General features: G+C 47.1%; 9 protein-coding genes. 5 read left to right on the top strand and 4 right to left on the bottom strand.

Features of this window, described 5'->3' with window-relative positions; genetic code table 11:
* Positions 1–164 precede the first annotated feature (164 nt).
* Both VIM72_RS02215 and VIM72_RS02210 read left to right on the top strand, forming a co-directional pair.
* Positions 165–3,347: a SusC/RagA family TonB-linked outer membrane protein gene (locus VIM72_RS02215; protein WP_332001239.1), complete on the top strand. Its 3,183-nt coding sequence runs from the start codon at positions 165–167 to the stop codon at positions 3,345–3,347.
* Positions 3,348–3,360: 13 nt separating this feature from the next.
* Positions 3,361–4,791, top strand: a complete 1,431-nt coding sequence (locus VIM72_RS02210) for a SusD/RagB family nutrient-binding outer membrane lipoprotein (protein ID WP_332001238.1) — start codon at positions 3,361–3,363, stop codon at positions 4,789–4,791.
* Between the two features lie 55 nt (positions 4,792–4,846).
* Here VIM72_RS02210 and VIM72_RS02205 read toward each other — a convergent pair whose 3' ends face one another.
* Positions 4,847–6,082, bottom strand: coding sequence for a glycoside hydrolase family 88 protein (locus tag VIM72_RS02205; protein ID WP_332001237.1), 1,236 nt, complete (start codon positions 6,080–6,082; stop codon positions 4,847–4,849).
* Positions 6,083–6,215: 133 nt separating this feature from the next.
* Here VIM72_RS02205 and VIM72_RS02200 point away from each other — a divergent pair, with 133 nt between their 5' ends.
* Entirely contained in the window at positions 6,216–6,866 is a 651-nt protein-coding gene (locus VIM72_RS02200) for a hypothetical protein (RefSeq protein WP_332001236.1), read from the top strand.
* Positions 6,867–7,068: 202 nt separating this feature from the next.
* Here the strand turns inward: VIM72_RS02200 and VIM72_RS02195 are convergent, their stop codons facing one another.
* Positions 7,069–7,854: an SDR family oxidoreductase gene (locus tag VIM72_RS02195; RefSeq protein WP_332001235.1), complete on the bottom strand. Its 786-nt coding sequence runs from the start codon at positions 7,852–7,854 to the stop codon at positions 7,069–7,071.
* Positions 7,855–7,960: 106 nt separating this feature from the next.
* Positions 7,961–9,082: a DUF5009 domain-containing protein gene (locus tag VIM72_RS02190; protein ID WP_332001234.1), complete on the bottom strand. Its 1,122-nt coding sequence runs from the start codon at positions 9,080–9,082 to the stop codon at positions 7,961–7,963.
* 185 nt (positions 9,083–9,267) lie between these two features.
* On the opposite strand from VIM72_RS02190, the gene VIM72_RS02185 reads away from it, so the two are divergent.
* Positions 9,268–10,323 carry a cellulase family glycosylhydrolase gene (locus VIM72_RS02185; protein WP_332001233.1) on the top strand — a complete coding sequence of 352 codons (1,056 nt, stop codon included), beginning with the start codon at positions 9,268–9,270 and terminating at the stop codon, positions 10,321–10,323.
* Between the two features lie 47 nt (positions 10,324–10,370).
* On the opposite strand, the gene VIM72_RS02180 is transcribed toward VIM72_RS02185, so the two are convergent.
* A complete protein-coding gene (locus VIM72_RS02180; protein WP_332001232.1) occupies positions 10,371–11,201 on the bottom strand; it encodes a YitT family protein in 831 nt (276 codons plus the stop codon).
* A gap of 1,077 nt (positions 11,202–12,278) precedes the next feature.
* Here VIM72_RS02180 and VIM72_RS02175 point away from each other — a divergent pair.
* A complete protein-coding gene (locus VIM72_RS02175; RefSeq protein WP_332001231.1) occupies positions 12,279–13,118 on the top strand; it encodes a TonB family protein in 840 nt (279 codons plus the stop codon).
* Positions 13,119–13,205: the final 87 nt, after the last annotated feature.

Genomic DNA, 13,205 nt, shown 5'->3' with positions numbered 1-13,205 from the left:
TTTTTCAAATCTATATAGTCTATAAATTTTGTAGATTAATATTTGTGGCTTACTTTTGCCCCCGATATCACCAACTGATTATACACCAAACAACAAATGCCAAAATCTGAACGGTGTACTATCTCCGCAAAGATCTGAGTCAACTTATAAATCAAGTACAAAGCATGAATTACGTAAAAAGGCTGTTATGGCTGCTGCCGGCTTTATTGTGGCTGCAGCAAAGCATCGCCCAGGAAACCAGGGTGAACGGGGTTATTACATCCCGCTCAGACGCACAGCGCATACCCGGCGCAATTGTTCAGGTGAAAGGAACAGGACGTGGCACACAATCAGATCCGGATGGAAAATATTCGATCAGCGCGCAGGTGAATGATACGCTGCAATTCTCCTCACTAGGCTTCGAAACAACGTTTGCAGTTGTTGGAAATAATAAAGTGATCAACATCTCCCTGGAAAACAGTAACAGGAAACTGGAAGAAGTAGTGGTAACTGCACTGGGTATTTCCCGCGAAAAGAAATCACTTGGTTATGCCGTACAGGAATTGAAATCAAAAGATTTTTCCGAAGCAAAAGAGACCAACCTCGTGAATGCACTGTCCGGGAAAATAGCCGGTGTACAGGTAACCAACAGCCAGGGTAATCTCGGCTCTTCCCGTATCGTTATCCGCGGGGAAACCTCCATTGCGGGTAATAACCAGCCCCTGTTTGTGCTGGATGGTGTACCGGTCGACAACAGCCAGTTAGGTATCGGAACAGGCCGCGATTTTGCCAATGCTATTTCCGATATCAATCCTGATGATATTGCTTCCATCAGCGTGCTGAAAGGCCCCAACGCAGCTGCGTTATATGGCTCCCGTGCATCCAGCGGCGTAATTGTGATCAAAACAAAAACGGGGAAAGACACGAAAGGTGGCATGGGCGTTACGGTAAATTCCGGCGCTACCATTGATAAGCTCCTGATCCTGCCTGATTTTCAGAACTCTTATGGTCAGGGTACCGGCGGACAGTTCTCCTACAAAGACGGTAAAGGCGGTGGTATCAACGATGGCGTGGATGAAAGCTGGGGACCAAAAATGGATGGCCGCCTGATCCCACAGTTCTTTTCCAATGGTGAAGCGGTACCATTTGTTGCACATCCCGATAATGTGAAGGATTTTTATGTAACCGGCTATACACTGAATAACGGGTTATCTGTAGGCGGTACCAACGAAAAACTGGATTACCGTTTCTCTTACAATAATACCAAACAAGGTGGTATATTACCCAATACCGGTATTACCCGTAATACTTTTGTTGCAAGTAACACCTTCCGTATTACACCGAAACTTACACTCAGCACTTACGCCAATTATGTGCGCAGCTCCGCTGATAATCTTCCTGGCGTGGACGGCAGACGCGGTAACAGCGTTACTCTCCAGTTCATCTGGTTTGGCCGCCAGGTAGATGTGAACAAACTGAAAAATTATAAAAATGCAGATGGCACCGATTATAACTGGAACCATAGCTATTACAGCAATCCTTACTGGATCCAGAATGAAAACACGGTAGGCATGCTGCGTAACCGCTTCCTGGGCAATGCGCGGTTGTCGTACCAGATCGTAGACTGGCTCACCGCCAATTTCCGCATCGGTACTGATTACTACCAGGACAGGCGCAAGTATAAAATCGCCTACTACACCAATGGTACGCCATTTGGCTCCTATACAGAAGACGCTTATGCTGTAAGTGAAACAAACAGTGAGTTTACATTGAATGCGAAGAAAAAGTTGAGTAGTGATTTTGATATAGATGTATTGGCCGGCGCCAACCTGCGTTCCAACCAGTTGGAACAAAACTACCAGCAGGCGCCCCGCCTGGCGGTGAAAGATGTGTATACGCTGAACAACTCCCGTGATCCGCTCATCTCTACCAGCCTGCTCAACAGGCAGAAAGTATACAGCGGTTTTGCAGCAGCACAGGTAGGCTACCGCAATTATGCGTTTCTGAATTTAACTGCGCGCAACGACTGGTCATCTACCTTGCCAAGAGGCAATAACTCCTATTTTTACCCTTCCGTAAACGCCAGCCTGGTATTATCAGAAGCCCTGCATATCCAGAGCCAGGCGCTTTCCCTGCTGAAACTGCGCGGCGGATGGGCACAGGTAGGAAAGGATACAGACCCCTACCAGGAAATTAATACCTATCCGTTTAACCAGCCGTTTGGCTCGCTGCCGTTACTCACGGTATCAGACAAGTATCTTAACAAAGATCTCAAACCGGAAATTACCACTTCAACAGAAGTGGGCGTGGAAGCAGGCTTTATTGATAACCGCGTAAGGCTGGATGTTACTTACTATAGTTCCCATAGCCGCAACCAGATCCTGCTAGCGGATGTGAGCTCCACTACCGGCTATCTGAAAAAATTACTGAACACAGGTGAGCTGAGCAATCATGGGGTGGAAGTAATGCTGGGACTAACGCCCATCTCTACACGCTCCGGTTTCCGTTGGGATGCAAACATCAACTATGCACGTAATGTGAGCAAAGTAATAGAACTGGATGCAGATGGATTTCTGACCAACTATGTGCTCGGTAGCTCCGGTAATATCCAGGTGCTGGCCAGCAAAGGTCAGCGTTATGGCGCCCTTTACGGCACCGCTTATAAAAGGGACAGTGAGAACAGGATACTGGTGAATGCGGATGGTACTCCCTCTGTAGATCCGAGTAAGAAAATACTGGGTTACTACACGCCCAAATGGACAGGTAGTATCAACAATAATTTCTCCTTCAAAGGATTTAACCTGAGCTTCCTGATAGATACCAAACAAGGCGGCTCCATCTGGTCGGGCACCAACGCCACGGGTATGAGCACCGGTGTACTGGCTGCAACCATGCCAGGCCGCGACCAGGAACACGGCGGATTGCCTTACTATGACGACGGTTCAAAAAATATCCAGCTGCCGGACCACAATGCCACCGCACCGGGTGGAGCCACCGTGAAGCACGACGGGATCATTTTTGACGGCTACACCGCAGATGGCAAGAAGAATACCGCCATCCTCTCTGCACAGAGCTACTACAAAGCAGTGTACAGCAGCAACCTGAATGAAAGCGCCGTATACGATGCCTCTTTTGTGAAGCTGCGTGAAATTAAATTGGGGTATACCCTGCCGGTTTCGCTGGTGAAGAAGTGGGGATTACAGGCGGTGAATGTGGCACTGGTAGGCAGGAACCTGGGATACCTGCACAAGAACACACCAAACATAGATCCTGAAACAGCCTTTAATACCGGTAATGGCCAGGGATTGGAAACGCTGCAGATACCTACTACCCGCAGCTTTGGCTTTAACCTGAATGTTTCATTTTAATGATTGAATGATTATGAAAAAGTTGCTGATATCTTTCTCTTTATTAATCGCTGCAGTATGGCTGGCCGGTTGCCAGAAGGACCTGGAGCGTACCAATATAAACCCGAACGAACCAACCGTTGTGCAGCCGGATTACCTGCTGAGTAACGGTATTAAAGCCAACGTGGATACCTACTGGGGCAGCGATGCTACCATGGAAACCACCCTGTTATACATACAATACTGGGCTAAGATCCAGTATCCTGATCCCGACCGTTATATTCCTGCTTCTACCAACATTCAAACAGTATGGAATAATTTTTATGCGCAGGGTATAGCAGACTTTACGAAACTGGCGGAGCTGGGAGATAGCCTGCACAATCCCAATTACAAAGCGGTGGGTATTATCATGCGTTCCTGGATTTTCCAGGTGCTGACTGATCTGTATGGGGATATTCCTTACACCCAGGCAGGTAATATTGATAAATACCTTACACCGGTGTATGATAGTCAGCGGGTGGTATACAGGGGGCTGCTGGCTGAACTGAAGAATGCAGCAGGCACTATTTCTCCATCAGACAATCCTATCCTCGGAGATTCTTTGCTGGCGGGAAATATGAATAGCTGGAAGAAATTTGCCAACGGACTGCGTTCCCGTATTGCATTAAGACTGGCCGACCGCGATCCGGCTGCGGCAAAGGCTGTATTTGCGGAACTGGCTGCAGAAGGCAACTTTTTCCTGGCTGCCGGCGACCGTGATGTGAAACTGAATTATCTCACATCTCCCAACCAGAACCCCGTGGGCCGGAACAGGGAAACAAGGAACGATTATCGTATCAGTAAAACAGTGATCGATAAACTGAAAGTGCTGAACGATCCACGGTTAAGCATATACGCAGCATTGCCTGCTGATACCAATGTATATATCGGTGTTACCAATGGGCTGTCGGCCGACTCAGCTTCCCGGCTGGGCTTCAGCAAAACCTCTGATATCGGTGCGGCGTTCACCGTTTCACAGGCGCCTGCCTATGTGTTCACCTACGCCGAGCAGCTGTTTATCCTGGCAGAAGCGGCACAGCGTAACCTGATCAGCGGTAATGCAGCTGATCTTTATGCACAGGCTATCCGTGCATCTTTCAAACAATACGGCATTACAGGCACACCGGTTGACAATTACCTCGCGCAACCAGCCGTAGCCTACGATGCCAATAACTATAAAAAATCGATAGGAGAGCAGAAGTGGCTTGCATTATTCAGTGAAGGACTGGAAGCCTTTGCAGAATGGCGGCGGCTGGATTATCCGCAGTTAAAGCCCGCTTACACCGGCGCGTTGCAGGGTAAAATGCCGCTGCGTTTATCCTATCCTTCCAGCGAGCAGGCGTTGAACGGCGCCAATTATAAAGCGGCTGTAGCCCGTCAGGGTGCGGATCTGCTGACTACCAAAGTATGGTTTGATATGTACTAACAGAAGTATTAGGGTGGCGGATCTGCAGAAGCTTTTCCTGCAGATCCGTCACTTTTTATTTTTTATTGTTTGCGCGGTAGCGCATGATTTCAATACCTGCCTCTATCACCGGGCCGATACCGTGAAAGTCGTTTAGTTCCGTTGGGCGGTTATAATAGAAAGAAAGATCCGCCGAAGTGTTTGTACCGATGCAAACATCTTTCAATTGTCCATCTTCCTGTATTTTCTCTTTTACCAATCCTTCCCAGCCCCTTTCAGCAATCGTGATATAACGTTTATCGAGCCAGCCCTCATTCACGCCGCGTGCAATGGAATAAACAAACATAGCGGTGCAGGAGGTTTCCGTATAGGAATCGGTACGGTCCAGCACCTGGTGAAACAAGCCGCTGGCGGATTGGTATCTGGCGATGCCAAGGATCTGGCGGGTAACATCTGCAATCACCTCCTGCCTGCCGGGATGATTAGCCGGAAGGTAATTGAGCAGCTGTACCTTTGCCAGCATGATCCACCCGTTGGCGCGGCCCCAGTGCGCAACGCCCTGCCTTTTCAGGTCTTCATAGTAATAGTGCACATACAATTCATTCTTTTCATCCCAGAGGTAGTGTGAAAAATGTTTTACCTGGGCTACAGCATCATCGAAGTAAGCGTTGTTGCCGGTGAGCTTGCCCATGCGTGCAAGAAAAGGAACGCTCATATACAGGTCGTCGCCCCAGAGGGTCCATTTATAGGGGTAAGGCCTGCATAAAGTGCCGTCCGGCAGCCTTTCCTGTACCTTGCTGATATGATTGGCCGCTTTATCAATATAAGCCTTGTAATCACTTCTTTTTACCTGCTGGTAAACATTTATCAGGCTGGCGCCCATGGCGCCGCAATCATCCAGTACACGGGTATTGATTAACTGGTTAAAAGGAAAGCCTTTATATTTGACTCCCTTTTTGCTGAGCGCTTCAAAATAGGCGTAATTGTCAAACGCGAAGGCCACATGTTGCTGCGAAAATTCAGTATATTTTTTATCGTTCAGGTATTCCCCGAGATCCGTCATTGCAATATTTAATACACCATTGGGGTAATGCCATTCACTCAGGTGGTCTGATATCCTGGCGGTTGCACCGGCAGGTATTTCCTTAGTGCTGTTCCAGGTTTCATTGTTATCTCCTTTGAACCGGAAGGCGGCGTGGGCAACGGCATAGTCGGCTACTCTTTTTACTACTGCTGCATCAGTGGAGTTATCCTGCGACCAGCCGGCAAATGGTAACGCCAGGCCCAGGAAAAGAAGGGTTTGCTTTTTCATAATGAGGAACTTTATATGTACAATATAACCCTCCTTCCTGATTAATGCAAACGATTGCAGGAAAAATACTTGGATTATAATATAATTTATTTTAATTATGTGTTTGGCATCGGTTTTTAAAATCATCGGGATCATGGGGAAAATACGGCATCGGCTATACGAAGAAAGAAAGTACTTGTTTACTGTAGCCTTGTTGCTGGCAACAGCCTGCCGGCAAAATAGCATTGAAGAAACAGATAATATTGCAGTAGCGGCGCCTTCGGAAAACATCCGGCCGCTTACAGACGAGGAAGATTCCCTGCAGGAGATCAGGCGTAATATTGCCTGGGAGCAGATCGAGGTTTTCCCTTTTGCCAAAGCGCTGATAAATAATAAAGTGCCGCTGTTTACCACGAGGCAGCGGCTTGAAACCGCTATCGGTGTGGCAGACAGCATCATTTCTGCCAATGGGGAAGATGTTTGCGGATCGCAGTTTGAGGAAGATTTTGATTTTTTCTATAAAGACGGATCCACTTTCGAGCATTGTAAAGACTCGCTGGCTTGTGAAGAATTCGTTTTTACAGGTAACAATTCACTGACCACAGGGAAGATTACGCTTACCCGCAATACTACCTGGGAAGATATAAAACGTTTTTATCCCAATGCAGTATTACAGGCGGAAAACGAGGGCAAAAAGGATATGATCACATTGCGCGATTCGTATAATAAAGACAGTGACAGCAGTGTACAGCTACATTTTGAAGATGGTCACCTGGTAAGAGTGGTCAATTTTATACCTTGTTAGAAGCGGACGTTGTCTGACTCAGGATTACGCTGATTATACTGATTAGCCGGATTTTATTTTTTTGATTTTAAGATTTTAAAGGACTTTGGCAGATAAGAGCTGGTATATTCGCTTCTATCTTCTCAAATCCTTTAAAATCCAAAAGAAAAAATTCAGGCTAATCAGTATAATCAGCGTAATCCTGAGTCAGACAACATCCGCTTTACATCACCGGTGTTTTCCCTCCATCCACAGCAGTACTGGTGCCTGTAATGTAGGCCGCAGCAGGCGATGCCAGGAATGCCGCCAGCGCTGCTATTTCATGGGCTTCTCCAAAACGCTGCATCGGAATTTCTTTCAGCCATTCAGCCTCTATCACTTCAGGCGATACATTGCGGACAGCTGCACTGCTTTTAAATAGTCCTTCCAGCCGGGCAGTAGAGGTGGACCCGGGTAACACGTTATTCACCGTAATGCCGTGTGGCGCCAACTCTGTAGCAAGGGTTTTGGACCAGGCCGCCACTGCCCACCGGGTGGTATTGGATACTCCCAGGTTTTTTATAGGCGCTTTTACAGAAGTAGAAATAATATTGATAATACGGCCATATCCTGCACTGATCATTCCCGGTACAAATATCTGGGCCAAAGCCTGGTTACATAGCAGGTGTTGCGAAAAAGCAGCGGAAAATGCCGCTGCGCCGGCTTCCAGGATAGGGCCCCCCGCCGGGCCGCCGGTATTATTGATGAGTATATGCACAGGCCCGCTGGCAGCAATTTTTTCTGCTGCAGTTGTTACCTGGGCTATATCGGAAAAATCAGCTACTGCATAACGGTGTTGTTGTCCGCCGCCGGTGCTGAGTGCTGACAGCGCTGCTTTTAACCGGTCTTCATTCCTTGCAAACAAAATACATTCAGCGCCCAGCAAAGCCAGTTCTGTTGCTGTAGCCAATCCTATTCCCTGTGAACTGCCGCACACAAGCGCTGTTTTCCCTTTGAGTGAGAGATCCATCGGCGATTATTTTATGTACAATGTAGCAAAAAAATGTTCACGCCTGTAAATGGAAAAGGGAAGATCGCTGACCTTCCCTTTTTTATTTTTAGTGAGATGATATTACTTACACACGTACATAGATCTTTTTCCGGTCGAGGATAAGTCCTACCAGCCAGCAGGTGAGCATGAATGCCAGCGAAAACAGCAGTGATCCGAACTTGCCTGGCGACAATGGCTGGAAGATAGTATCATTGATCCACTTGTAAAGTGAATCGCCGTTTACCATAAAGAAAAAGAACAGGATAGCCAGCACTTCCGAAAGCAGGTAAAGGAACAGCGGGTTTTTGCCGAATACCGTAAAAAAACCTGTGCCTTTCGTGAAGCCGAGGATATCGATCACAAAAATCAGCAGCGACAATAGCAACAAATCAATGCCCACGGTGAGCAGTACATAGGAACTGGTCCATAGTTTTTTATTGATAGGAAATACCGTGTTCCATGCATAGGCCAGTAGCAGCAGTAATACACCAGTACCTATCATACGGGCCAAACCCGCTTTCGTTCTTCCCTGTTGCTGAACAAACAGCCCCGTGTAATAACCTGCCACCACATTTACAACCGCAGGAATAGTGCTGAGGATCCCTTCGGGATCAAAGGCAATGCCTTCGCCGTGGTACATATGGTTTTCGCCTAAAATAAGTTTATCGAACAGGATGCCTGCATTGCCACCCATTGTATATTGTTCACCGGGAGTACCGCAATACCACATGATAGCCCAGTATCCCAGGAGGAATACGGCGCTTACCGCCCATACCACTTTTTTAGAGCAATAGTGGATGAGGAGGGAAGCAATGCAATAGCACAGGGCAATACGCTGCAGCACACCCAGTACGCGGGTATGGCTGAACGGTTTGAATGCAAGCCCGCTATCGGTATGCTCTACAAACGGGAACCAGTACATCAAGTATCCGAGAAGGAAAATGATCAGGGTGCGTTTAAATATCTTTCCCAGCACCGCTGAATTCCCCAGTTGTTCATACTTCCTCATGCTGAAGCTCATGGCGTTGCCCACAGCAAAAAGAAAAGAGGGAAATACCAGGTCGGTTGGTGTCCAGCCATGCCAGGCAGCATGGTCGAGTGGCCAGTAGGTTCCACCAGTACCGCCTGTGTTCACTATGATCATGAAACAAACAGTAAGCCCGCGGAACACGTCCAGCGGTAAAAAGCGTTGAGAGCTTTGTGTCATTTCCCTTTGATTGTATTGGTTGATAAGATGGTAAGGAATGAAAGAGCGTTGAGCTGACTACAATATATACATCTAAATTTCAAAATCCAAATATGAATTCCGGAAGGAATAACAAATTGAGACATATGGACTAACGTGAGACACGTATAATTACTATTTTGGTGACTCCACTAAAAAGTTACGTTATGAATTACCGATTTATTGCGTTGTGTGTGGCCGTGCTTATCCAGATGAGCTGCAAACAACCCGAAAAAGGTTTGTGGTCAAAGGAAAGGGCCAATGCCTGGTATGCAGGTAAAGACTGGATCCGGGGCAGCGATTTTATTCCCAGCACAGCTATTAACCAGCTGGAAATGTGGCAGGCTGCAACTTTTGATACTGCTACTATTAACCGGGAGCTGGGCTATGCAGAAGGCATAGGGCTGAACACTATGCGGGTATACCTGCACCATGTGCCCTGGGTGGTTGATGCTGCCGGTTTTAAGCAACGGATCAATACTTACCTGGATATCGCCGACAGGCACCACATCTCCACCTTATTCGTATTTTTTGATGATTGCTGGGATAGCACCTATCAGGCCGGTCCGCAGCGGGCGCCCCGGCCAGGTATCCATAACTCAGGTTGGGTACAGGATCCGGGCCTGGCTATCCATCAGCGTCCTGCACTGGTGGATACATTGGAGAGATATGTGAAAGATATCCTGACATCTTTTGCTAATGACAAGCGTATCCTGTTATGGGATCTTTATAATGAACCCGGCAATTCCGGTCATGGTAACAAAAGTTTGCCCCTGCTGGAAAAAGTGTTTGCCTGGGGAAGAGAGATAAATCCCTCACAACCTTTATCAGCCGGGATCTGGGACTGGAAGCTTAAAGACCTGTCGGCGTTCCAGGAAGCGCATTCCGATGTAATCACTTATCATAACTATTCCCCACCGGAGGAGCACCAGCGGGATATTGATACCCTGCGCCGGTTAGGAAGGCCGCTGATCTGCACCGAATACATGGCCCGTACCCGCAGCAGCCGTTTTGATAATATTATGCCTTTGCTGAAAAAGGAAAATATCGGCGCTATTAACTGGGGATTGGTGGCCGGTAAAACCAATACCAAATATGCCTGGAGCACGCCAATGCCCGATGGCAGCGAGCCCCCTACCTGGTTTCATGATATTTTCCGCCCGGATGGAACGCCTTACAGCGAGGAGGAAGTGAAAGTGATCCGTGAGTTAACCGGTAAATGATAATGGCAGGCGGCCTTCACTAAACAGGATGAAAGCCGCCTGCTAAACTATTTTGAGAATCCCCTTCCCAGTACTTCATGTACTTCGTGTATCACCACAAAGGCTTCGGAATCCGTTTCCTGCACCAGTGATTTGAGGCGCATCAGTTCCTGTTTGCCGATCACCACATACAATACTTCTTTAGGTGCCCCGGTAAAGGCTCCATGCCCGTGCAATACGGTAGCGCCACGTTTCATCTCACCGGTGATCTTTGCCGCAATGGCTTCCGTGCGCGTAGAAATAATGGTAATGGCGCGTTTGGTGTTAAGCCCGTCTACAATATAATCTACTGCCCTGGCCCCGATGTATACCGCAATAAAGGTATACATGGTTTTTTCTATGCCTATTATAAAGGAAGAAGATATGATCACAACAATATCGAAAATGAGCATGGCGTTGCCCAGTGTCCAGCCAAAGTATTTATTGAATAACCTTGCTACAATAGCGGAGCCGCCGGTGGTACCGCCAGACAGGAATACCAGGCCAATACCGATACCTACCAGCAGGCCGGCAAATATAGCCGCCAGTAACGGGTTGGTGGTAACGGGAGTAAGTTTGTTTTCAGTAAGATAAAGAAACAGGGAACAAAAAAGGATGCCAAGGATCGTATACAACATGCTTCTTTTATCCAGCAGCCGATACCCCGTTACAATCAGGATAGCGTTGATAATAAAATTTGTTACACCCGGCGACCATCCCCAGTAATAATAAGTTACAATGGTAATACCTATTACGCCTCCCTCGGATAACTTGTTGGGAATGGCCAGGTAATTGATGCCTGCAGCAAAGATGAAGGCTCCGGCTATAATGAGTAAAATGTTTTTTGCATGCTCTTTCATGCTGCAAAAATACGCTTTTGCCGTACGCGGCGGCTGACTTCCCCACAGTGGTAAAACAAAAAAATCAGAAAAAAAATGAGTAAATATTTGGAATTAATAAAACTCGATGTATATTTGTCTACCAAATCAGTAGACTAATAAGATCTACCACCACAGGGAAGCATCAGGCAAACGCTTCCGGCATCCTTTGATCCACCAGCAAGGTGTTGCTGCCATCATTATTGAAAAATGTGTAAATAAAAATACACTATGAAAAGGCACACGCTAACTAGTGGAATGCGTTACCACACGCAAAATACCGTGGTAAATATCACCTGTTCCCGTTACATTCAGATAGCCGGCGCTTATTGTAGCCGCTGTTGAAGGAAAAATCTTGCGTTCTGTAAGCTGTAAATAGAATGCCTGGTCAGGCTTGCGGGAAAGGTGTGCTGCAAATTTATTGGTGGTAAATTTATCAGCAACGTACCTCCCCGCATCCTCCTGGCATTTGTCAACTGAAATCTTAAACCAGACCTCTCTCATTTTTTTAACATGAAGATATATGTCATCTGTCCGGCCTCAATGCCTTTACAGGCAAGCAGGGTTAACAGCTTGAAAGATAATATAACGTACACGAATACACGCTGATTGGTGTATTTGTAACGGAATATAATTGGGTTACTATCCATTGAAATTAAACGATCAACTTCAGTTCAAAAGGGGCGTTGCCTCAAACATTACTGGTGGGTTTTGTTGGTGACTGCCCCGGGGACTGAAGCTATTATCGGATCATTAAAGACTGCTTCCAGCCAACCGTTCATTAAGATATTTTCCGGAAGCAGTCGGGGCTGAAGCGTAATAACGTATACGCCTATACTTTTTTCGGAAAGCCTAATTAAAATGAAGGAACCACTTGTTTTCAGGTAAGGTCCCCAGTGCCAGCAAGTCCCGACACATGTCGGGACTTCTATTTTATATCCCCGTTCAATTGTTCCTATATATTATACTCCTTCCCGTTATCCATCTTCCTGAAATATATTTTCAAAAACCTTATGGAAAATATTTTACTGCATCATCTAATTGAAAAAACATATTACCATGGACTCAGCTAAAATCCCGGGGAATGATTTCCTCGACATTCTCTTCTATGGAAGGAACAAAGATTATGGGGCCTATGAATTGCGCAGTCGTTACGACAGGCGCGTTCGCAATGCAGTAATGGGCACCGCTTCTATTATGCTGGTAATGATTGGCGGCTACGTGTTGAACAACACGTTGAAGGCCGCTGAAAATGTACATCGGCCGGTGTTGGCGGAAAAGAAAATTGAATTGAAAACAATTGAAATGCCGCCGGAACCTCCTGTTACCATTCCTCCTCCACCGGTAACCTCAGCGCCCCCGCCAATGGCCGCCTCTATCAGGGCAACTACACCAGTGATTGTTGACACAGACGTGCCCCCCGATGAAATGCCTCCAAAGAATGATGACCTCACGAATGCTGTTGTAGGATTTACCAACTCTGATGGGGTAGAAGGAGGAGCAGACATTGACCTGGCTGCCAGCGGCAGCGGCGGTACCGGCGTAGTAGTGGCCCCCCCGGCCAGCAATCCCGATGTTCCGCATACCTTCGTGGAAATAATGCCGGAATTCCCCGGTGGTGAAGCCGCACTGGCAAAATATCTTGGCAATAACATCCGCTACCCGCACATCGCCCAGGAAAACGAAATACAAGGGACTGTATTTATTCAGTTCGTGGTGAACCGCGATGGCAGTATTTCACAGGTGAAAACAGTGGGCGCAGCCAAAGGCGGCGGCCTGGAAGAAGAAGCCATCCGCGTGGTGAGCAAAATGCCAAAGTGGAAACCCGGCAAACAGAATGGACAATATGTAGCCGTATATTTTAACCTGCCGGTTAGTTTCAGGTTAAACAATAACTAAGCATCCCCTTTTCTTTCATTTCAATTAAACTTTAATTAATAACCCGGAAAGTGCTGTCTGCATCAGACGGTATGACCTTCTATATTA

The sequence above is a fragment of the Chitinophaga sp. genome, from assembly GCF_036569185.1.
Taxonomy (GTDB): domain Bacteria; phylum Bacteroidota; class Bacteroidia; order Chitinophagales; family Chitinophagaceae; genus Chitinophaga.
The sequence above is the reverse complement of the archived record's forward strand: the minus strand, read 5'-3'. Positions and strand labels throughout refer to the sequence as shown.